The organism is Tabrizicola soli (assembly GCF_015999335.1).
Classification (GTDB): domain Bacteria; phylum Pseudomonadota; class Alphaproteobacteria; order Rhodobacterales; family Rhodobacteraceae; genus Tabrizicola; species Tabrizicola soli.
In genome coordinates this window covers 161,054-180,798 of the sequence record NZ_JAEACP010000004.1, presented here as the reverse complement: position 1 = coordinate 180,798, position 19,745 = coordinate 161,054, and the positions used below count along the sequence as shown (strand labels likewise).

20 protein-coding genes and 1 riboswitch are annotated in these 19,745 nt (G+C 70.9%); of the genes, 17 read left to right on the top strand and 3 right to left on the bottom strand.

What is annotated here, in order from left to right; genetic code table 11:
• Positions 1-4: 4 nt before the first annotated feature.
• The 5 genes from cobN (at position 5) to cobJ (ending at position 6,883) form a co-directional block, all read left to right on the top strand.
• Positions 5-3,388 carry a cobaltochelatase subunit CobN gene (gene cobN, locus I7S92_RS05070; protein ID WP_197642397.1) on the top strand — a complete coding sequence of 1,128 codons (3,384 nt, stop codon included), beginning with the start codon at positions 5-7 and terminating at the stop codon, positions 3,386-3,388.
• Positions 3,389-3,515: 127 nt separating this feature from the next.
• Positions 3,516-4,802, top strand: coding sequence for a ferredoxin-like domain-containing protein (locus tag I7S92_RS05065; protein ID WP_197642396.1), 1,287 nt, complete (start codon positions 3,516-3,518; stop codon positions 4,800-4,802).
• A complete protein-coding gene (locus I7S92_RS05060; protein ID WP_197642395.1) occupies positions 4,786-5,415 on the top strand; it encodes a precorrin-8X methylmutase in 630 nt (209 codons plus the stop codon). The genes I7S92_RS05065 and I7S92_RS05060 overlap by 17 nt, the downstream gene beginning before the upstream one ends.
• A 2-nt stretch (positions 5,416-5,417) precedes the next feature.
• Positions 5,418-6,152, top strand: coding sequence for a precorrin-2 C(20)-methyltransferase (locus I7S92_RS05055; protein WP_197642394.1), 735 nt, complete (start codon positions 5,418-5,420; stop codon positions 6,150-6,152).
• Positions 6,149-6,883: a precorrin-3B C(17)-methyltransferase gene (gene cobJ / locus I7S92_RS05050; protein ID WP_197642393.1), complete on the top strand. Its 735-nt coding sequence runs from the start codon at positions 6,149-6,151 to the stop codon at positions 6,881-6,883. Before I7S92_RS05055 ends, cobJ begins: the two co-directional genes overlap by 4 nt.
• A gap of 83 nt (positions 6,884-6,966) precedes the next feature.
• Here the strand turns inward: cobJ and I7S92_RS05045 are convergent, their stop codons facing one another.
• The gene (locus tag I7S92_RS05045) at positions 6,967-7,698 is read right to left on the bottom strand and encodes a cobalt-precorrin-6A reductase (protein WP_197642392.1); all 732 of its coding nucleotides are present in this window, start codon (positions 7,696-7,698) and stop codon (positions 6,967-6,969) included.
• Here I7S92_RS05045 and cbiE point away from each other — a divergent pair.
• From cbiE to I7S92_RS05005, 8 genes are all read left to right on the top strand, one after another.
• The gene (gene cbiE / locus I7S92_RS05040; RefSeq protein ID WP_197642391.1) at positions 7,697-8,866 is read left to right on the top strand and encodes a precorrin-6y C5,15-methyltransferase (decarboxylating) subunit CbiE; all 1,170 of its coding nucleotides are present in this window, start codon (positions 7,697-7,699) and stop codon (positions 8,864-8,866) included. The two genes, I7S92_RS05045 and cbiE, sit on opposite strands and share 2 nt — an antisense overlap.
• Entirely contained in the window at positions 8,848-9,222 is a 375-nt protein-coding gene (locus tag I7S92_RS05035) for a cobalamin biosynthesis protein (protein ID WP_242070074.1), read from the top strand. The genes cbiE and I7S92_RS05035 overlap by 19 nt, the downstream gene beginning before the upstream one ends.
• 121 nt (positions 9,223-9,343) lie before the next feature.
• A complete protein-coding gene (gene cobM / locus I7S92_RS05030) occupies positions 9,344-10,129 on the top strand; it encodes a precorrin-4 C(11)-methyltransferase (RefSeq protein WP_197642390.1) in 786 nt (261 codons plus the stop codon).
• Positions 10,126-11,445: a cobyrinic acid a,c-diamide synthase CobB gene (locus I7S92_RS05025; protein WP_197642389.1), complete on the top strand. Its 1,320-nt coding sequence runs from the start codon at positions 10,126-10,128 to the stop codon at positions 11,443-11,445. The genes cobM and I7S92_RS05025 overlap by 4 nt, the downstream gene beginning before the upstream one ends.
• Positions 11,442-12,170 carry a uroporphyrinogen-III C-methyltransferase gene (gene cobA, locus I7S92_RS05020; protein ID WP_197642388.1) on the top strand — a complete coding sequence of 243 codons (729 nt, stop codon included), beginning with the start codon at positions 11,442-11,444 and terminating at the stop codon, positions 12,168-12,170. The genes I7S92_RS05025 and cobA overlap by 4 nt, the downstream gene beginning before the upstream one ends.
• 43 nt (positions 12,171-12,213) lie before the next feature.
• A riboswitch (cobalamin riboswitch) is annotated at positions 12,214-12,432 on the top strand.
• A 30-nt stretch (positions 12,433-12,462) separates the two neighbouring features.
• Positions 12,463-13,131, top strand: a complete 669-nt coding sequence (locus I7S92_RS05015; RefSeq protein ID WP_197642387.1) for an energy-coupling factor ABC transporter permease — start codon at positions 12,463-12,465, stop codon at positions 13,129-13,131.
• 53 nt (positions 13,132-13,184) lie between these two features.
• Entirely contained in the window at positions 13,185-13,931 is a 747-nt protein-coding gene (gene cobF, locus I7S92_RS05010; RefSeq protein WP_197642386.1) for a precorrin-6A synthase (deacetylating), read from the top strand.
• Positions 13,924-14,868, top strand: coding sequence for a phosphotransferase enzyme family protein (locus I7S92_RS05005; protein WP_197642385.1), 945 nt, complete (start codon positions 13,924-13,926; stop codon positions 14,866-14,868). The genes cobF and I7S92_RS05005 overlap by 8 nt, the downstream gene beginning before the upstream one ends.
• Before the next feature lie 75 nt (positions 14,869-14,943).
• Here the strand turns inward: I7S92_RS05005 and I7S92_RS05000 are convergent, their stop codons facing one another.
• The gene (locus I7S92_RS05000; protein WP_242070082.1) at positions 14,944-15,819 is read right to left on the bottom strand and encodes a DMT family transporter; all 876 of its coding nucleotides are present in this window, start codon (positions 15,817-15,819) and stop codon (positions 14,944-14,946) included.
• 10 nt (positions 15,820-15,829) lie between these two features.
• Complete coding sequence (locus tag I7S92_RS04995; RefSeq protein ID WP_197642444.1) at positions 15,830-16,714, bottom strand: LysR family transcriptional regulator; 885 nt, start codon at positions 16,712-16,714, stop codon at positions 15,830-15,832.
• A 278-nt stretch (positions 16,715-16,992) separates the two neighbouring features.
• Here I7S92_RS04995 and ffh point away from each other — a divergent pair, with 278 nt between their 5' ends.
• The 4 genes from ffh to rpsP are packed head-to-tail and all read left to right on the top strand — an operon-like array spanning position 16,993 to position 19,741.
• Positions 16,993-18,501, top strand: coding sequence for a signal recognition particle protein (gene ffh, locus I7S92_RS04990; RefSeq protein WP_197642384.1), 1,509 nt, complete (start codon positions 16,993-16,995; stop codon positions 18,499-18,501).
• The gene (locus I7S92_RS04985) at positions 18,501-19,052 is read left to right on the top strand and encodes a GNAT family N-acetyltransferase (RefSeq protein ID WP_197642383.1); all 552 of its coding nucleotides are present in this window, start codon (positions 18,501-18,503) and stop codon (positions 19,050-19,052) included. The genes ffh and I7S92_RS04985 overlap by 1 nt, the downstream gene beginning before the upstream one ends.
• Positions 19,049-19,345: a chorismate mutase gene (locus I7S92_RS04980; RefSeq protein WP_197642382.1), complete on the top strand. Its 297-nt coding sequence runs from the start codon at positions 19,049-19,051 to the stop codon at positions 19,343-19,345. Before I7S92_RS04985 ends, I7S92_RS04980 begins: the two co-directional genes overlap by 4 nt.
• Positions 19,346-19,387: 42 nt before the next feature.
• Positions 19,388-19,741 (top strand): 30S ribosomal protein S16, encoded by a 354-nt coding sequence (gene rpsP / locus I7S92_RS04975; protein ID WP_197642381.1) that lies wholly within the window; start codon positions 19,388-19,390, stop codon positions 19,739-19,741.
• The last annotated feature ends 4 nt before the right edge of the window (positions 19,742-19,745 follow it).

The window sequence follows — 19,745 nt, the reverse complement described above, 5'->3', positions numbered from 1 at the left end:
ACCCATGCACGTCGTCTTCCGCGAAAGCCATGGGCTCGAGGAAACCGAAACGCCGTTCGACCTGGCCCAGGACCCGGCCGAGCTGGTGGTGCTTTCCCTGTCCGACAGCGACCTCGGCGCCTTTGCGGCGGGGTATGAGCGCCTGCGCAGGGCGGGTGGTGTCACCCATCCTACCTTGCGTCTCGCCAACATCGTCGCGCTGAAGCACCCGATCTCGGTCGACACCTATGTCGAACGCACCCTCTCCGACGCGAAAGCCATCCTCGTCCGCCTGATCGGGGGCGAGGCCTATTGGCCCTACGGCCTCGCCACGCTGCAGGACCTCGCCCGCCGCCAGGGCACCGCGCTCGCGATCCTTCCCGCCGACGGCCGCCCCGACCCGCGCCTCGACCAGCTCTCCACGCTTCCGGTTTCCACCCTGCGCCGGTTGCAGGCGCTGTGTGACGAGGGGGGTGCGGTCGCCGCCCATGCCGCGCTGGCGCAACTGGCGCTGGCGGCGGGGATCTACGTGGCGCCCGTCGCAGGCGACAAGACCGTGCCGCAGATGGGCTTCTACGACCCCGACCAGGGCGTGATCCCCGCGCCGGATGCCCCCCACCCCCATCCCCTCCCCACAGAGGGGGAGGGGAGGCGGCAAGCCTCCGACCTTACAGCCTATCCGACGCCGCAGACCCATCCAAACGCCTCCCCCCATCCCCTTCTGTGGGGAGGGGATGGGGGCGGGGGGCCGCAACCCGAAGGCCCGGTTCTTGTCACCTTCTACCGCAGCTACCTCACCTCGGGCGACACCGACCCGGTCGACGCGCTGATCCACGCGCTGCGCGCCGAGGGCTTCGCGGCCTATGGCGCCTTCGCCCCCAGCCTCAAGGCCCCCGGCGTCGCCGACTGGCTCTCGGCCCACCTGGTGCGGAATCCGCCGGTGGCGATCATCAACGCCACCGCCTTCTCGGCCCGCGCCGACGACGGCTCCACCCCCTTCGACGCCGCCGCCTGCCCGGTGTTCCAGGCCGCCCTCTCCACCGCCCGCCGCCGCGACTGGCTGGACTCCGACCGTGGCCTCTCGCCCGCCGACCTTGCCATGCATGTCGTCCTGCCCGAGGTCGACGGCCGCCTTCTTGCCGGGCTGATCAGCCACAAGTCTCCCGGCAGGCGCCACCCCGAGCTGCAGTTTTCCCGCTTTGCCCATCGTTCCGACCCCGGCCGCATCAAAGCCGTGGTCGATCGCGTGAAGCACTGGCACCGCCTCGCCGCCACCCCGGCGGCCGAGCGGCAACTGGCCGTCATTCTTTCCACCTATCCCGGCCGGGCGCACCAGATCGCGCATGCCGTCGGTCTTGACGCGCTGGCCTCGACCGAGGCGCTCATGATCACCCTCGCCGCCGAGGGCTACCATGTCACCGAAGGCACCGCGCTGCCCGCAGCGCTGACCGAAACCCTCGCCTGGCCGCTCTGCGACTACCTCACGGCGCTGGACACCCTGCCGGAACCCCTGCGCCAGGACCTCGCGCAGGCCTGGGGTGAGCCGGCCTCCGACCCTTCGGTCAAGGACGGCGCCTTCCACTTCCTCGCCACCCGGCGCGGCAACGCCCTCATCGCCCTGCAACCCGAGCGCGGCGAGGTTGCGACACGGGACAGCGACTACCACGACCTCTCCCGCACCCCGCGCCACGCCTATGTCGCCTTCTACCTCTGGCTCCGCTCCCAGCGCCTCCATGCGCTGATCCACATGGGCGCCCATGGCACGCTGGAATGGCTGCCGGGCAAATCCGTCGCCCTGTCGGAAACCTGCTGGCCCGAGGCGCTGGTCGGCCCCCTGCCGGTGATCTACCCCTTCATCGTCAACGATCCCGGCGAGGCCGCCCAGGCCAAGCGCCGGATCGGCGCCGTCACCCTCGGCCACTTGCCGCCGCCGATGCAGGCCAGCGAGGTCCCACCCGAGTTGCAGCGCCTCGAACGCCTGCTCGACGAATATTCCACCGCCGACGGCCTCGACCCCGCCCGGCGCACCCGGCTGATCGCCAGCATCCGCGACGAGGCCAGCGCCTCCGGCGTCGCCGCCGACCTCGGCCTCGCCGCCGATGCCACCCCGGCCGAGGCGATCACCCGGATCGACCGCTTCGTCTGCGACCTGAAGGAAAGCCAGTTCGGCCAGGGCCTGCACATCTTCGGGGCAGGAGAAGGTGAACGCGCCGGCCTCCTTGCCGCCCTGGACGGCCGGAAGGTCGCCCCCGGCCCTGCGGGATCCCCCAACCGGGGCCGCTCCGACGTGCTGCCCACCGGCCGCAACCTCTTCTCCGTCGATCCCCGCGCCGTGCCCTCGCGCAATGCCCATGCGCAGGGGGTGAAGCTGGCCGAGGAACTGATCCGCCGCCATCTGCAGGACCACGGCGACTATCCGCGCGGGCTGGTGGTCGACCTCTGGGGCAGCGCCACCATGCGCACCGCCGGCGAGGAATTCGCCATGGCGCTCCACCTTGCCGGCCTCGCGCCGAAATGGGACGACGGCTCCGCCCGCGTCTCGGGCGTCGAGATCCTGCCGCTTGCCCTCCTTGGCCGGCCCAGGATCGACGTCACCCTCCGCGTCTCCGGCCTCTTCCGCGACGTCTTCCCCGGCCTTGCGCAGCTGTTCGAAGCCGGGGCCGAAGCCCTTTCAACCCGGGACGAAGCCCCCGAGGACAACCCCTACATTTCCCGTCAGGCCCGCGTCTTCGGCCCCCGTCCCGGCCTTTATGGCCTTGGCATGGGGACTGCCGCCGACACATTCACCGAGGAAGCGCGCCAGGCGGCGGGCGAAGCCTGGCTCGATGCCTCCGCCTGGGCCATCGGCCCCGATGGCCAGTCCACCGAGGCCCGCGCCGCCCTGGAACAACGCGTCCTCTCCGCCCAAGCCTTCGTCCACGCCCAGGACCTGCCCGAGACCGACGTCCTGATCGCCGCCGACTACGCCGCGCACGAAGCCGGGTTCGCCGCCGCCGTTGCCAAACTGGGCGGCGCCAGACCCACGCTCTACCACCTCGACGCCACAAGGCCGGAGAGCCCCCATGCCCGGACGCTTACCGAGGAGATCGCCCGCGTCGTCCGTGCCCGCGCCGCCAATCCCGACTGGGCGCGGGGCATGATGAACCACGGCTTCCGCGGCGGAGCCGAGATCGCCGCGACCCTCGACCACATGGCCGCCTTCGCGCATCTCGCGCAGGTCGTGCCGCCGCACCTTTTCGACCTCTACCACGAGGCCACGCTCGGCCGCGACGACGTCCGCGACTTCCTCGCCCGCGAGAATCCCGCCGCCCTCGCCGCGATGGAAGATCTCTTCCGCCGCCTCCGCGACGCCGGCCTCTGGCTCACCCGCCGCAACTCCATCGCCGCGACACTGGACGGTGTGGCATGACCCTGCGGCTTCCTCTTGGCCCAAATACTCATTCTCGCCGAGCCGGTTGGCCGCAGGCCAGAGGCGAGACAAAAGGCTTGCGCGAAGCGCCCATCATCATAACCGCCCCAACCGGGAGAACCGCCGCATGACCGCCTGGGACATCAAGGGCTGGTGCCCCGGAGCCCTGCGCCCGATGCTGTCCGGCGACGGCCTCGTCACCCGCATCCGCCCGCCAATGGGTCGCCTCACCCCCGCGCAGGCCGAGGCCATCGCGCAAGCCGCCCAGAGCCACGGCAACGGCATCATCGACCTCTCCGCCCGCGCCAACCTGCAACTGCGCGGCGTGACCGAGGCCAGCCACCCCCGCCTCATCGAGGACCTCCGCGCCCAGGGCCTCATCGACCCCGACATCGAAACGGAGTCGCTGCGGAACCTGATCGTCACCCCGTTCCGGACCGGCCCCACCACCCCATCCCTCCCACACACAGGGGGAAAGGAGCCGAACACGCCGCCCGTCCCGCGCAACGCCGATGCCCCACGCCTCCCCTCCCCCCCGTGGGGAGGGGATGGGGGAGGGGGGCACCCGGCCAGCCAGGCGTACGACGACACCGACGCCCTCGCCGCCACCCTGACCGCTGCTCTCGCACGGATGCCCCGCCTCCCCGGCAAGTTCGGCTTCGCCCTCGACACCGGCCCGCGTCCGGTCCTGACGCAAGCCTCGGTCGACATCCGCGTCGAACGGGCCGCGGACGGGTGCCTGATCCTCCGCCCCGAGGGCCACCCGCTCGGCCGGCCCGTCACCGACCTCGCAGAGGACGCCATCGCGATGGCCGGATGGTTCGTCGCCCAGGGCGGCATCACCAACGGCCGTGGCCGCATGGCTGCCCTGGTCGCCAAGGGCGCCATTCCCCCCGGCTGCACCCTCGCCCCGGCCGATCCGCTGCCGCAACCGCACCCCGGCCTCCATGAGGACGGCGCCCTCGTCGCCCTCGCCTTCGGCCAGATCTCCGCCGGGATCCTTCGGCAACTCGCCGCCCTCGGCCACGAAATCCGCCCGACGCCCTGGCGCATGCTCCTCCTCGTCGGCGCGACGACCCTTCCTTCCATCCCCGGCCTGATCACCGACCCGGCCGACCCCGTCCTCCGCGTCACGGCCTGCACCGGGGCCCCCGGCTGTCCTCAGGCCCTGGGCGACACCCGCAACCTCGCCCGGCAGCTCGCCCCGCACCTGCCCGAAGGCCGGACCCTCCACCTCTCCGGCTGCGCCAAGGGCTGCGCCCATCCCGCGCCGGCCGACCTGACCCTCACCGCCACCGGCCAGGGCCATGACCTGATCCGCAACGGCACCGCCCATGACACTCCCAGCCTGACGGGCTTGTCCCCGCTGGCGATCCTTGAGCACCTGAAAGCCTCCGATGCCCCACACCTATGAAACCGACGGCGCCGCAATCTACCTGGCATCCTTCGCCATGATCCGGGCCGAGGCCGACCTCGCCCGCTTCACGCCCGAGGAAGAGGTGGTCGCCGTCCGGATGATCCACGCCGCCGGGATGGTGGAACTTGCCCCCCACATCCGCTTCACTCCCGGCATGGCGATCGCCGCCCGCGCCGCGCTGGAAGACGGCGCGCCGATCTTCTGCGACGCGCGCATGGTCAGCGAGGGCATCACCCGCGCACGCCTGCCGAAGGACAACCAGGTCATCTGCACCCTGCACGACCCCCAGGTCCCCGCGTTGGCGAAGGAGATGGCCAACACCCGCTCCGCCGCCGCGCTGGAACTCTGGCGCCCGCATCTCGCCGGGTCCATCGTCGCCATCGGCAACGCCCCCACCGCACTCTTCCACCTCCTCAACATGCTGGAAGACCCCGCCTGTCCCCGTCCCGCCGCGATCATCGGCTGCCCGGTCGGCTTCGTCGGCGCGGCGGAATCGAAGGACGCGCTGATGGAGGCGCCGCCGGTCCCCGGCCTCATCGTCAAGGGTCGCCTCGGCGGCAGCGCCATCACCGTCGCCGCCGTCAACGCCCTCGCCAGCCGGAAGGAATGACCATGACCGGAAAGGTGATCTGTGCCGGCCTCGGCCCCGGCGACCCCGACCTGATGAGTCTCCGCGCCGCCCGCGCCATCGCCGGCGCGCACCATGTCGCCTATTTCCGCAAAGCGGGCCGCGCCGGCCAGGCCCGGCGGATCGTCGAGGGGATGCTCTCGCCCTCGGCCGTCGAATATCCGATGGAATACCCGGTCACGACGGAACTCCCCTTCGACAGCCCGGAATACACCGATGCCCTGGCCCGCTTCTACGACGACTGGGCCGACCGCCTGGCGGCGCTGGCCGCGACCGAGGAGGTGCTGGTCCTCTGTGAGGGCGATCCCTTCTTCTACGGCAGCTTCATGCACCTGCATTCCCGCCTGCAGGGCCGCGTCCCGGTCGAGGTGATCCCCGGCATCACCGGCATGACCGGCTGCTGGAACGCCACCGACATGCCGATAACCTGGGGCGATGACGTGCTGACGGTCCTGATGGGCACGCTCTCCGAGGAGGACCTGGTGCGCCACATGGAGCATTCCGACGCGCTGGTCGTGATGAAGACCGGACGGAACCTCCCCCGCGTCCGCCGCGCGCTGGAGCGGACGGGGCGGCTCGACTCCGCCTGGCTGGTGGAGCGCGGCACCATGCCCGGCCAGCGCGTCGCCCGCCTGACCGAAGTCGACCCGCATGACGTGCCCTATTTCGCGATCGTCCTGGTCCACGGCCATGGCCGCCGTCCGGAGATCGCCGAATGAGCGGCTGGCTTGCCATCGCGGGTCTCGGGCCGGGGGATGACCGGCTGGTGACGCCCGAAGTCACGGCGACCCTGGCCGAGGCAACGGATGTGGTCGGCTACATCCCCTACGTCGCCCGCGTCGCCCCGCGACCCGGCCTGACCCTGCACCCCTCGGACAACCGTGTCGAACTCGACCGCGCCCGGGCCGCCCTGCAGATGGCGGCCGAGGGCAAGCGGGTGGTCGTCGTTTCCTCCGGCGACCCCGGAGTCTTCGCCATGGCCTCCGCCGTGTTCGAGGCGCTGGAGGGCCGGCCGGACTGGCAAACCCTCGACATCCGGGTCCTGCCCGGCATCACCGCCATGCTCGCCGCCGCCGCTGCCTCTGGTGCGCCCCTGGGCCATGACTTCTGCTGCATCAACCTGAGCGACAACCTGAAGCCCTGGGAGGTGATCGAGACCCGCCTGCGCCACGCCGCCCGTGCCGATTTCGCGATGGCCTTCTACAATCCGCGCTCGGCCAGCCGCCCCGAAGGCTTCACCAAGGCCCTCGCCGTGCTGCGCGAGGAATGCGGCGAGGGACGGCTGATCACCTTCGCCCGTGCCGTCTCTACCCCGGACCAGCGGATCGTGACCGTCGCCCTCGGCGAAGCCACGCCCGAGATGGCCGACATGCGCACCGTGGTGATTGTGGGAAACTCCGCCACCCGCCGCGTCGGGCGCTGGGTCTATTCCCCCCGGAGTGTGCGATGAGCCTGCCATCCCTCGTCGTTCACTTCGTGTCCTCCTCGGAGGCGCCCCGCGAGGAGTGCACGAAGTGCTCGACGAGCTTTCGTTCATGGGACCAGCCAGGCCATGACCTCGGCCACGCTCCTCGCCACCCGGCGCATGGGCACCTGCGGCCGGTCGATCAGCACCACCGGCAGCCTCAGTTCCCGCGCGGCAATGAGCTTCGCCTCGGCCCCCGCGCCGCCCGCGTTCTTGGCGAGGATCACGTCGACGCGATGCGCTTGCAGCAGTTCCCGGTCGCCTTCCAGCGTGAACGGACCGCGCGCGATCACGGCTTCGGCGCGGGGCAGGGGCAGGGGCCCGGTCGGCGGGTCCACCAGTCGCAACAGGTAATGGTGCAGTGGAGCCGCGGCGAAGGCCGTCAGATTCTGTCGCCCGATGGCAAGGAACACCCGGCGCGGGGCCTCTCCCAGCGCCGCGACGGCGGTTTCCAGGTCGGGGACATGGGTCCAGCGGTCGCCCTCCGCCGCCCGCCACGGCTCGCGCTCCAGCGCCAGCAGGGGCACGCCCGCGCTGGCGCAGGCTTCCACGGCGTTGCGGCTCATCTGCGCGGCAAAGGGATGGGTGGCGTCGATCACATGGGTGATGCCATTGGCCTTCAGGTAGGCCGCAAGCCCCTCGATGCCACCGAAACCGCCCACACGCACCGGCAGGGGCTGCGCCACCGGGGCCTCGGTCCGGCCGGCGTAGGAGTAGACTGCCGCCACCCCTGCCTCGGCCAGGGCGCGGGCCATGCGGGCGGCTTCGGTGGTTCCGCCCAGAAGCAGGACGCGGTTCATGGCTGATCCCTGGCTGACGATCATCGGTCTGGGCGAAGATGGACCGGAGGGCCTGTCGCCCGCAAGTCGCGCCGCGCTTGCGACGGCCGAAACGATCTTCGGCGGTCCCCGCCATCTGTCCCTGGTCGACGCAGGCGTCCGGGGCCAGCCCTGGCCCGTCCCCTTCGACGCCACTCCCGTCCTTGCCCACCGGGGCAGGCCGACCGTCGTCCTCGCCTCGGGCGACCCGTTCTGGTTCGGCGCGGGAGGCAGCCTGATGGCCGGTCTTCTGCCGGGCGAATGGGTCTCGCATCCGGGGCCTTCGACCTTCCAGCTGGCGGCGAACCGCCTCGGCTGGCGGCTGGAGGAGGTGCTGACCCTCGGCCTGCACGCCGCGCCCTTCGCCCGGCTCCGCCCGGTCCTGGCGCGCGGGGTGCGCGCCGTCTGCACCCTGCGCGACGGGGCGGCGGTGGCGGATCTGGCCCGCTGGCTGGCCGACAACGGCCACCCCAACGCCAGGCTGACCGTGCTGGAACGCCTGGGCGGGCCGCAGGAGCGGATCACCCATGGCCTGCCCGCCGATGCGATCGGGGCCCCGGTCTCGGCGGCCATCGAGGCCACCGATCCCGGGCTGCCGCGGGCCGGCGGCCTGCCGGACGCGCTGTTCCGGCACGACGGCCAGATCACCAAGCGGCCCGTCCGCGCGCTGACCCTCTCGGCCCTTGCGCCCCGAGCGGGCGAGCTGCTCTGGGACATCGGCGCGGGTTCCGGTTCCATCGGCATCGAGTGGCTGCTGGCCGGTGGAGCGCGGGTCGAGGCACTGGAAGCCGACCCCACCCGCGCCGCCCGCGCGCGCGGCAATGTCGAGGCCTTCGGCCTGGCCCACCGCCACCGCCTGACCGAGGCCCGCGCGCCCGAGGGCCTTTCCGGCCTGCCCATCCCCGATGCCGTCTTCATCGGCGGCGGCGCCTCCGGGGCGCTGCTGCTGGCGCTCTGGGACCTGATTCCGCCCGGCACCCGGCTGGTGATGAATGCCGTGACGCTGGAAACCGAGGCGCTCGTGCTCGACTGGTCCGCCCGCCACGGCGGCCAGCTCCTGAAGATCGAATTGGCCGAACCCGGCCCCATCGGCCGCAAGCGCGGCTGGAAATCGGCGCTGCCGATCCTGCAATGGAGTGTCACCCGATGATCGTCGCGGGGTTCGGCTTCCGTTCGGGCGCGAGTCTCGCCGCGCTGCGGGACGCGCTTGCGCGGGCAGGGGGGCCAGAAGGCGTGACGCATCTGGCGACGCTTTCCGCCAAGGCCGGGGGGCTCGGGCCGCTGGCCCAGGCGCTGAACCTGCCCATCCTGGCGCTGGAGCCCGAGGCGCTGCAGGGGCAGCCGACCCTGACCCGCTCGGACCGGGTGGAGGCGCTTTACGGCACCGGCTCGGTGGCCGAGGCGGCGGCGCTGGCGGCGACGGGGCGGGGGGCACGGCTTCGGGGGCCTCGGGCGGTCTCGGCGGACGGGACGGCGACGGCGGCGATTGCGGAGGCGCAGGCATGACGGCGTCGGGTGCTGGCCAGATTGCGCGGCTTGCAGCGCAACCGGCGCGGGCGAAGGGCCTCCGGCGGGGATATTCGGAGCAATGTGAAAGGGCAGGGGCGCGCCTCTGCGGGGGGAAGCGATGACCGTTCATTTCATCGGGGCCGGGCCGGGCGCGCCGGACCTTCTGACGCTGCGGGGGCGGGACCTGATCACCGCCTCGCCCGTCTGTCTCTACGCCGGGTCGCTGGTGCCAGAAGGCGTGCTGTCGCATTGCCCGCCCGGCTGCCGGATCGTGAACACCGCGCCGCTGTCGCTGGACGAGATCGTCGCCGAGATCCAGGCGGCGCATGCGGCCGGGCAGGATGTGGCGCGGCTCCATTCCGGAGACCTCTCGGTCTGGTCGGCGATGGGCGAGCAGCTGCGGCGGCTGCGCGAGCTGGGAATCCCCTATGACGTGACGCCGGGCGTGCCCTCCTTCGCGGCGGCGGCGGCGGCGCTGGGGGTGGAGTTGACGCTGCCGGGCCTGGCGCAATCGGTGGTGCTGACGCGGACCGAGGGGCGGGCGACGCAGATGCCCTCGCGCGAGAGCCTGCCCGCTTTCGCGGCGACGGGGGCGACGCTGGCGCTGCATCTCTCGATCCACCTGATCGACAAGCTGACCGCCGAGCTGATCCCGCATTACGGCGCGGATTGCCCGGTGGCCGTGGTCTGGCGCGCCTCCTGGCCCGACCAGAGGATCATTCGGGCGACGCTGGCCACGCTGAAGGATGCCGTGCCGGAGGAGGTGGAGCGCACCGCCCTGATCCTCGTCGGCCCCGCGCTGGCGCAGGAGGGGTTCGAGGAAAGCCGGCTTTACGCCGGCGACTACGACCGCCGCTACCGGCCCGTCGGCACCCACCCGCGCTTTCCCGGGACCGGCCGATGATCCCCGGCCTGATCATCGCCGCCCCGGCCTCGGGCACCGGCAAGACCACGGTCATGCTGGGGCTGCTGGCGGCGCTGCGCGAGAAGGGACTGCGGGTGCAGCCCTTCAAGAACGGGCCGGATTACATCGACCCGGCCTTCCACCGCGCGGCGTCGGGGCGCTGGTCGTTCAACCTGGATACCTGGGCGATGCCCGGGGGGATGCTGGACGGGATGCTGGCGGCGGCCGAAGGGGCCGATCTGGTGCTGGCGGAAGGCTCGATGGGCCTGTTCGACGGGGTGGCCGCGCCGGGCGCCTCGGGCACCGGGGCCTCGGCCGACCTGGCGCAGCGGATGGGCTGGCCGGTGGTGCTGGTGCTGGACGCAAGCGGGCAGGCGCAGACGGCGGCGGCGGTGGCGCAGGGGCTGGCGCGGTTCCGGCCCGGAGTCACCGTGGCCGGGGTGATCGTCAACCGCATCGCCTCGCCCCGGCACGAGGCCCTGGTGCGCGCCGGGATGGCGGAGGCGGGCCTGCCGGTATTGGGCATCCTGCCGAAACGCGCGGCCATCGCGATGCCCGAGCGGCACCTCGGGCTGGTGCAGGCCGAAGAGCAACCAGCGCTCCAGACGTTGATCGCCGAGGCGGCGGCGCTGATGCGTGAAGGTGTCGACCTTGACGCGCTGGTCGCTGCCGCCGCGTCCCATGCCCGGCCTGCGTCTGCGCGGAAGACCACGCCCCCCGGCCAGCGCATCGCCCTTGCCCGCGACGCGGCGTTCAGCTTCGTCTACCCGCACCAGCTGCACGGCTGGCGCGCGGCGGGGGCCGAGGTGTTGCCCTTCTCGCCGCTGGCGGATGAGGCCCCGGATCCGACCGCCGACGTCTGCTGGCTGCCGGGCGGCTATCCGGAACTGCACGGCGCCGTGCTGGCGCGGGCCGACCGCTTCCGGGAAGGGCTGCGCGCCTTTGCCGGGACCAAGCCCGTCCATGGCGAATGCGGCGGCTACATGGCGATGGGCGCGGCGATCGTGGACAAGGACGGCCAGCGGCACCGGATGGCGGGGCTCCTGGGCCTGGTGACCAGTTTCGAGAAGCGCAGGATGCATCTCGGCTACCGCCTTGCGCGGCTGAAACGGGCGATCCCCGGCCATCCGGCGGGCAGCGCGCCGCGCGGGCACGAGTTCCACTATTCCACCATTCTCGACCAGCCCGACGCGCCCCTGGCCGAAGTCATCGACGCGACCGGGGCCACTGTCCCCGAGACCGGCAGCTATCGACTCCAGCCCGGCGGCGGGCTATCGACCGGCACCTTCTTCCACCTGATCGCAGGCGCGTCATGACCGGCTTCGTCACCTTCGTTTCCGCCGGGCCCGGTGACCCGGACCTGCTGACCGTCAAGGCGGTGAAGGCCCTCGCCGCCGCCGATGCCGTCCTGTTCGACGACCTCTCCTCCGGCCCGATCCTGGCGCTGGCGCGGCCGGGGGCGGACATGGTCGGCGTCGGCAAGCGGGCCGGGCGCGCTTCGCCGAAGCAGGACCACGTCAGTCGTCTCCTGGTCGATTACGCCCTGACCGGCGCGAATGTCGTGCGGCTGAAATCCGGCGATTCGGGCATCTTCGGCCGGCTGGAGGAGGAGTTGACGGCCATCCGCGCCGCCGGGATCGCCTGCGAGATCATCCCCGGCGTCACCGCCGCCTCGGCCGCCGCCGCCGCCGCCGGCATCCCGCTGACCCGCCGCCAGCATGCGCAGCGCGTCCAGTTCATCACCGCCGCCGACGTGACCGGAGAATTGCCGCCCGGCCTGAACATGGCAGCCCTCGCCGATCCCGGCGTAACCACCGTGATCTACATGGGCAAGCGCACCTTTCCCGCACTGGCCGCGGCGCTGGTCGCCCATGGCCTGCCGCCCGAGACCCCCGCTCTCCTCGCCGAATCCGTCAGCACGCCCGAGCAGATGCTGCATCGCTCCACTGTGGCCGAGCTTGCCCGGCGGCTGGAGGGGGACCGCTCGCCCCTGCCGGGCCTGATCCTCGTCGGTCGTCTGGCCGAGGGCGTCGCGGATTGATCGCCCCGCGTCGCCTTCCGCATTGACCGGGGGGCGGCGAAGGCGCAGACAGGGCGGGCAAGGTGTCCCATCAAGACGCAAAGCGTCGGGACTGAAACGGGAATGAGGAGCGGGCGAACCCCAGCGGGCGCCCGTGACATCAGCCGCCCCCGCGACTGTCAGCGGTGAGCGGGCCCATCTGCGCCACTGCCCCGAAGGGCGGGAAGGCAAGGGCCCGCCGCGATCCGCCAGCCAGGAGACCGGCCCTGCATGGACAGCAACCGCCGTCGGGTGTGACGGACAGGAGGACAACATGCATATCGAACCGGGCCTCGTCGACGGGGCCAAGATCGCGCTCAGCTACGCCACTGCCACCGCCGCGGGCGGCACCGCGCTTTACCACATCGCCCAGGCCAGCCGGCAAAGCGGCATCGCCTCGGTCGCGCTCCGCTCGCTGATCGCGACGGCGGGCGTCTTCACCTTCTTCGAGATCCTGCCGCATTTCCCGGTCGGCGTATCGGAGGTTCACTTCATCCTCGGCTCGACGCTGTTCCTGATCCTGGGCGCAGGCCCGGCCGCCATCGGCCTGGCGCTGGGCCTTCTGATCCAGGGCCTGTTCTTCGCGCCCTTCGACCTGCCGCAATACGGGATGAACCTGACGACGCTTCTCGTCCCGCTCTTCGCCCTGCACGAGGTCGCCAAGCGCGTCATCGCGCCCGGCACGGCCTATGTCGATCTGCAGTACAAGCAGGTCCTTGCCCTTTCGACCGTCTATCAGGGCGGGGTCGTCGCCTGGGTCGCTTTCTGGGCCGTCTACGGCGCCGGCTTCGGCGCGGCGAACCTGGCTGCGATCGGTACCTTCGGCGTGGCCTACATGGCCGTCGTCCTGTTCGAGCCGCTGGCCGATCTTGCCATCCTCGGCCTTGCCAAGTCGCTGAAGGGCCAGGGCTCGGCCCTTGTCACCCCGCGGCTTTACGCCTGAACCCAAGGGGCGCGGCCTTGCACAGGGCCGCGCCACTACCTAAAGCCCAAGGCATGATCACGCTTTCCCTCATCGGCATCGGCACCGGCAACCCCGACCATGTTACCGGCCAGGCCATCCGCGCGCTGAACGCCGCCGACCTCATCCTGATCCCGAGGAAGGGAGAGGCGAAGTCCGACCTTGCCGACCTCCGCCGCCAGATCCTGTCCCAGGTCCTGACCGCCCCGGTCCCGGTCGCCGACTACGACGTGCCGCAGCGTGCCGATCAGGACGACTACCTCGGCGCCGTGAACGACTGGCACGACGCCATCGCGCAGACCTGGGCCGAGACCATCGCAGCCCACCGCCCCGACGCGGCCAATGTCGCGCTGATGGTCTGGGGCGATCCCTCGCTCTACGACAGCACGCTGCGCATCGCCGCCCGCCTGCCGGGCCTGGGCGTCAGGGTCATCCCCGGCATCACCAGCCTTCAGGCCCTCACGGCCGCCCATGCCATCCCGCTGAACACCCTCGCCGCGCCCGTCACCATCACCACCGGCCGCCAGTTGCGCGACCACGGCTGGCCCGAGGGCGCGACGACCCTGGCCGTGATGCTGGACAAGGGCGGGGCCTTCACCAGCATCGCCGCCGAAGATACGGAAATCTGGTGGGGCGCCTATGTCGGCATGCCCGAGGAAACCCTGATCCACGGCCCGCTCGCCGAAGTCTCCGGCCATATCCTCGCCACCCGCGCCCGGCTGCGCAAGGAACATGGCTGGATCATGGACATCTACCTGTTGCGGCGCGGGGGCGATGTCTGACCTTTTGCGCCGCGCGCTCCCGGTTTACGGTCTGCCCGAGGACACGCCGCTCACCCTCCTCAACCGATCCGAGAACGAGACCTGGCGCGCCGGCCCGCTGGTCCTGCGGCTGCATCGCCAGGGCTACCACCGGCCCGAGGAAATCGCCTCGGAACTCGCTTGGCTGACCGCCTTGCAAGACCTCCCCGGCCTGAACGCCGTCCGCCCGGTCCCCGGCGCCGAGGGCTTGGTGACAGAACGCGACGGCCGTTATCTCGTTGCCTTCGCTCCGATCCCCGGGCAGGAGTTGCAGCCCGGCGACGACCTCCCCCGCTGGTTCGCGCCGCTCGGGGAGATCACCGCCCGGCTGCACCTGCAATCCCGGCAATGGACCCCGCCGTCGGGCTTCAACCGCAAGCGGTGGGATGTGGAGACGATCCTTGGCCCCGCGCCGCACTGGGGCCACTGGCGCCAGGCGCAGGGCCTCGACCGCGACGGCGAGGCCCTGCTGGCCCGCGCGACCCAGGGCCTTGCCGAAGGGCTGCACGCCTATGGCACCGGGCCCGAGACCTTCGGCCTGATCCATGCCGACCTGCGGCTGGCCAACCTGATGACCGATGGCGAGAGCCTGACCGCCATCGACTTCGACGATTGCGGCTTCGGCTGGTGGGTCTATGACCTTGCTGCCGCGCTCAGCTTCATCGAGACCGACCCGAGGCTTCCCGACCTCATCGCCCGCTGGTGCGACGGCTATGCGCGGGTCGCCCCGCTGCGCGCCGAAGACCGGGCGATGATCCCGGCGCTGATCTTCCTGCGCCGGGTGCTGCTGACCGCCTGGCTGGCGACCCGTGCCGACAGCGACACCGCGCAGGCGCTGGGCGGGGCGGGCTATACCGGGGGCACGCTGGACCTTGCCGAGGGTTTCCTTCTCGACGGGCTGGCACGGTTCCGCCCCTGACCCCTCCTCGTTCGACTTCGTCTCCTCGTCGGAGAACCCGGCGAGAAGGGACGAAGTCACCGACGAGCGTCCCCCTCACTCCTTCAGAAGCATTCCCAGCGCCAGCGCGGTCAGGGCCACCCCGGCCAGCACCAGCCCCGGCGGCACCGCGCCATGCAACGCGATCTCCCACAGGATCACCCAGCTGGGCACCAGGTAGGTATAGGCCATCACCTTCGCCGCCGGCAGCCGCAGCGTCGCGTATTGCAGCAGGACGAAGGTCATCGCGCTGGCCGCCACCGCAACATAGACCAGCGCGACCCAAACGATCCGGGGCAGGGCGGCCCAGTCCGTCGCCACGACCTCGGGCCAGGCGTAAAGCAGCAGCAACCCCGTCCCCGCCACCATCATTCCGAAACTGAAGACCACCGCGGGCTCGCCCCGGTTCAGCTTGCGCACCAGCGGCGTATAGGCGGCATGGGCGACGCAGCCCGCGAAATAGATCGCCTCGCCGCGCCCGATCTCCAGCGCCATCAGCGCGGCGAGGTTTCCCCGGAAGATCACCCACAGCGCCCCCACCGCCCCGATCGCCAGCGCGGCGGCCATCCGCGCGCCGAGGCGCTGGCGCAGGAATAGCCAGCCGAAGCCCGCCGCCATCACCGGCGTCAGGGTGAAGACCGCGGCGGTCGGGACCGGAGCAGCGGTGCGCAGCCCCTCGAACATCAGGACGAAATAGGCCGCCATCAGCGCGCCCAGCACCAGATAGCGCCAGGGTGCCCGCCAGGCGCTGCGCGGGATGCCCGTCGTCGCCAGAGCCGCCACGCCGACCAGCGCCCCGGCCAGAAGGAAGCGCAGGACGGTCAGCGCCGCCGGATCGACATGCGGCGCGGCCAGCGCCCCCAGCGAGAAGGACCCCGCCACCAGCGCCGAAAAGGCCAGCATCGCAAGGTGGCCGCGCTGGCCCTGACTCAGCGCCACGCCGTCACCCGCAGCATTTCCAGTCCTTCGCCGCCTCTTTCAGATGCGTGAGGAAGGCCTGCACCTTCCGCGTGCGGTGCAGGTCCACATGGGTCACGATCCGCAGCGGCGCCTCCCATTCGGGGCGCGAGGGCAGGATCTCGACCAGGTCGGGGTCGCCTGCCGCCCGGAAGGAGGAGACGAAGCCCAGCCCCGCACCCCCGCGCACCGCCTGTTCCAGCGCGGCGGGCTCGGTGGCGGTATAGACGATCTGGTCGGGCCGGACCGTCGTGCGCAGCCATTTGTGAAACGGCGCCCGGGTGGTCTCGCTGTCCGAGCAGACAAAGCGGTGCGAGGTGAAATCCGCCTCGCTTTCGGGCTGGCCGAAGCGCGCGATATAAGAGCGCGCCGCGTAAAGCCCGGTCATCATTCGCACCAGCGGCTGCACCACATTGTCCGGCTCCTCCGGCGCGGCCCCGGCGCGGATCGCGACATGCGCCTCGCCATAGTCCAGCCGGAACACCCGCATGTCGGTCAGGAAGCGCACCCGCACCTCGGGCCAGAGTTCCTGGAACGAGACCATCACCGGGGTCAGCAGGTCCGCCATTCCCGCGATCGAGGTCACCACCAGCTCGCCCGAGACGGTCTCGCCCTGGCCCTTGATCCGGCTGGCGAGATGGGCGAACTGCTCTTCGGTGGTCTGCGCCACCGCGAGAAGGTCGCGCCCTGATTCCGTCGGCGTATAGCCCCGGGCATGCCGCTGGAAGAGCTTGACCCCCAGCCGCTTCTCCAGCGCGTCGATATGGCGGATCACCGTCGCGTGGTGAACCCCGAGCACCTCGGCCGCGCCCGAGACCGTGCCCAGCCGTGCGACCTGGAAAGCGGTGCGGATCTCGTCCCAGTTTTCCATCTCTCGGCCACATCCCTTGTGCATTCATGCACAGGGAACGCCAAGCCGCCGCCGGGTGCAAGCCCCCACGGCTCTTGTTGACTCTGCAGCGCCGAAGGCGTATCCGCGACTGGAATTCCCGGAGGCCGCAATGCTTCCGGTCCCTTGGGCATTGCCCGGGATCGCCATCCGTCAGCGCGTTTGCGCCCACGGGTGCCATTCCGCTTTGCCGCCGGGGCCGGATTGCCGCAAGACTCCGGCCGCTCCATATCGGGGCAAAGCAACGAAAGGGTGACGCGATGTTCGAAAGCCTCTCCGAACGCCTTGGCGGCGTGTTCGACCGTCTCACCAAGGCCGGCGCGCTGACCGAGTCCGATGTCGTCACCGCGCTGCGCGAGGTCCGCACCGCGCTCCTCGAGGCCGACGTCTCGCTGCCCGTCGCCCGCGACTTCATCAAGCGCGTCACCGAAAAGGCCACCGGCTCGGCTGTCACCAAGTCGATCACCCCCGGCCAGATGGTCGTGAAGATCGTCCATGACGAGCTGATCCGCGTGCTGGCGGGCGATGGCCCCGCCGAGGCGCTGAAGATCGACAACCCGCCCGCGACGATCCTGATGGTGGGCCTCCAGGGCTCGGGCAAGACCACCACCACCGCCAAGCTCGCCAAGCGCCTGAAGGAGCGGAACGGCAAGAAGGTTCTCCTCGCCTCGCTCGACACCAACCGCCCGGCCGCCATGGAGCAGCTGGCGATCCTCGGGACGCAGATCGGCGTGGACTCGCTGCCCATCGTCAAGGGCGAAACCGCCGTCCAGATCGCCAAACGGGCGAAGACCCAGGCGAACCTCGGCGGCTATGACGTCGTCTTCCTGGATACGGCCGGGCGTCTGCATATCGACGAAGTCCTGATGGACGAGGTGCAAGCGGTGCGCGACATCGCCCAGCCGCGCGAGACGCTGCTGGTGGTAGACGGCCTCACCGGCCAGGACGCGGTGAACGTCGCGACCGAATTCGACGGCAAGGTCGGCATCTCGGGCGTGGTCCTCACCCGGATGGACGGCGACGGCCGCGGTGGCGCGGCGCTGTCGATGCGCGCGATCACCGGCAAGCCGATCCGCTTCGTCGGCCTCGGCGAGAAGATGGACGCGATCGAGCCCTTCGAGGCCGAGCGCGTCGCGGGCCGCATCCTGGGCATGGGCGACATCGTCGCACTCGTGGAAAAGGCGCAGGAGACCTTCGAGGCCGAACAGGCCGAACGCATGGCCAAGCGCTTCGCCAAGGGCCTGTTCAACATGAACGACCTAAGGATGCAGCTCGACCAGATGCTGAAGATGGGCGGGATGCAGGGCCTGATGGGCATGATGCCCGGCATGGGCAAGATGTCCGCCCAGGCCGAGGCTGCGGGCCTGAACGACAGGATGCTGCACCACCAGATCGCGCTGATCAACTCGATGACCAAGAAGGAACGCGCGAATCCCGATCTCTTGCAGGCCAGCCGCAAGAAGCGCATCGCCGCCGGTGCGGGTCTGGACGTGGCCGATCTCAACCGCCTCTTGAAGCAGCACAAGCAGATGGCCGACATGATGAAGAAGATGGGCAAGGGCGGGATGATGAAGCAGATGATCCGCCAGTTCATGGGCAAGGGCGGCATGCCGGACCCGTCCAAGATGTCGCCCGAGCAGCTTTCCGAACTGGCCAAGGGCGTCCAGCAGGGCGCGGGCGGCATGGGCGGCGCGCTGCCGCCGGGCCTTGGCCTGCCGCGCGGCATCACCCTGCCGGCGGGCCTTTCGGGCCTGATGCGGAAGAAGTGATGACCCGCCCCGCGCACCAGATCAGCCTTGCGATCCCGGTCCTCGAGACCGAGCGGCTGGTCCTGCGCGAACCGCGCGAGGCCGACCTTCCCGCCATGCTCGCCTTCAACTCCGGCCCCCGCTCCTCCTTCATCGGCGGCGGAATGCAGCGCCAGCAGGTCTGGCGCGGGCTTCTGGCCAATATCGGCCACTGGGTGCTGCGCGGCTATGGCTTTTACTCGGTGGACACGCTTCAGGGCGAGTTCATCGGCCGCGTCGGCGTGATCTTCCACGACGGCTGGGACGAACCCGAGCTTGCCTGGCACCTCTACGACGGGTTCGAGGGCCAGGGCTATGCCGCCGAGGCCGCCCGTGCAGCCCGCACGGATTATCACGCCCGGATCACCTCGCGCCCGCCGATCAGCTACATCGACCCGGCCAACACCCGGTCCGAGGCGCTGGCGCTGCGCCTTGGCGCGGTGCTGGAACGCACCCTCCACGACGACCGGGGCAGCCACCACGTCTACCGCCACCCGCAGCCACGCCCTCCAGCCGCAGAGACCCCCGCATGACCGACGCCGCCGCCCGCGCCGCCGCGCTTCTGAAGGACCATCGCGAGTCGATCGACCGGCTGGACGCGATTCTGGTCTTCACCCTGGCCGAACGCTTCAAGCGCACCCAGGCGGTGGGGCGGCTCAAGGCCGAACACGCGCTGCCGCCCTCGGACCCGGCGCGCGAGGCACGGCAGATCGACCGGCTGCAGCGTCTGGCCGAGGAGGCCGACCTCGACCCGGAATTCGCCCGGAAATTCCTGAACTTCATCATTTCCGAAGTCATCAGGCACCACGAAACCTTCCAGAAATGACCGGGATCCCCCCGGCACCCAGCCATCCAAAGGAGTAACATCATGGCTATGAAGATCCGTCTTGCGCGCGGTGGTTCCAAGAAGCGCCCGTTCTATTCCATCGTCGCCTCCGACTCGCGCATGCCGCGCGACGGCCGCTTCCTGGAGAAGCTCGGCACCTACAACCCGCTCCTCGCCAAGGACGACGAAAAGCGCGTCGTCATGAACATGGAGCGCGTGCAGCACTGGCTGAGCCAGGGCGCCCAGCCGACCGACCGCGTCGCCCGCTTCCTGGAAGCCGCCGGCGCGCGTCCGAAGACCGTTCGCAACAACCCGAAATCCGCCCAGCCCGGCAAGGCCATGGCCGAGCGCGCCGCCAAGAAGGCCGCCCGCGCCGCCGAACCGGCTGCCGAGTGACCCG

What these genes read in the sequence shown, in the direction of transcription:
- cobN (WP_197642397.1), top strand. Translation starts at nt 5, where the DNA reads ATGCACGTCGTCTTCCGCGAAAGCCATGGGCTCGAGGAAACCGAAACG.
- I7S92_RS05065 (WP_197642396.1), top strand. Translation starts at nt 3,516, where the DNA reads ATGACCGCCTGGGACATCAAGGGCTGGTGCCCCGGAGCCCTGCGCCCG.
- I7S92_RS05060 (WP_197642395.1), top strand. Translation starts at nt 4,786, where the DNA reads ATGCCCCACACCTATGAAACCGACGGCGCCGCAATCTACCTGGCATCC.
- I7S92_RS05055 (WP_197642394.1), top strand. Translation starts at nt 5,418, where the DNA reads ATGACCGGAAAGGTGATCTGTGCCGGCCTCGGCCCCGGCGACCCCGAC.
- cobJ (WP_197642393.1), top strand. Translation starts at nt 6,149, where the DNA reads ATGAGCGGCTGGCTTGCCATCGCGGGTCTCGGGCCGGGGGATGACCGG.
- cbiE (WP_197642391.1), top strand. Translation starts at nt 7,697, where the DNA reads ATGGCTGATCCCTGGCTGACGATCATCGGTCTGGGCGAAGATGGACCG.
- I7S92_RS05045 (WP_197642392.1), bottom strand. Translation starts at nt 7,698, where the DNA reads ATGAACCGCGTCCTGCTTCTGGGCGGAACCACCGAAGCCGCCCGCATG.
- I7S92_RS05035 (WP_242070074.1), top strand. Translation starts at nt 8,848, where the DNA reads ATGGAGTGTCACCCGATGATCGTCGCGGGGTTCGGCTTCCGTTCGGGC.
- cobM (WP_197642390.1), top strand. Translation starts at nt 9,344, where the DNA reads ATGACCGTTCATTTCATCGGGGCCGGGCCGGGCGCGCCGGACCTTCTG.
- I7S92_RS05025 (WP_197642389.1), top strand. Translation starts at nt 10,126, where the DNA reads ATGATCCCCGGCCTGATCATCGCCGCCCCGGCCTCGGGCACCGGCAAG.
- cobA (WP_197642388.1), top strand. Translation starts at nt 11,442, where the DNA reads ATGACCGGCTTCGTCACCTTCGTTTCCGCCGGGCCCGGTGACCCGGAC.
- I7S92_RS05015 (WP_197642387.1), top strand. Translation starts at nt 12,463, where the DNA reads ATGCATATCGAACCGGGCCTCGTCGACGGGGCCAAGATCGCGCTCAGC.
- cobF (WP_197642386.1), top strand. Translation starts at nt 13,185, where the DNA reads ATGATCACGCTTTCCCTCATCGGCATCGGCACCGGCAACCCCGACCAT.
- I7S92_RS05005 (WP_197642385.1), top strand. Translation starts at nt 13,924, where the DNA reads ATGTCTGACCTTTTGCGCCGCGCGCTCCCGGTTTACGGTCTGCCCGAG.
- I7S92_RS04995 (WP_197642444.1), bottom strand. Translation starts at nt 16,714, where the DNA reads ATGGAAAACTGGGACGAGATCCGCACCGCTTTCCAGGTCGCACGGCTG.
- ffh (WP_197642384.1), top strand. Translation starts at nt 16,993, where the DNA reads ATGTTCGAAAGCCTCTCCGAACGCCTTGGCGGCGTGTTCGACCGTCTC.
- I7S92_RS04985 (WP_197642383.1), top strand. Translation starts at nt 18,501, where the DNA reads ATGACCCGCCCCGCGCACCAGATCAGCCTTGCGATCCCGGTCCTCGAG.
- I7S92_RS04980 (WP_197642382.1), top strand. Translation starts at nt 19,049, where the DNA reads ATGACCGACGCCGCCGCCCGCGCCGCCGCGCTTCTGAAGGACCATCGC.
- rpsP (WP_197642381.1), top strand. Translation starts at nt 19,388, where the DNA reads ATGGCTATGAAGATCCGTCTTGCGCGCGGTGGTTCCAAGAAGCGCCCG.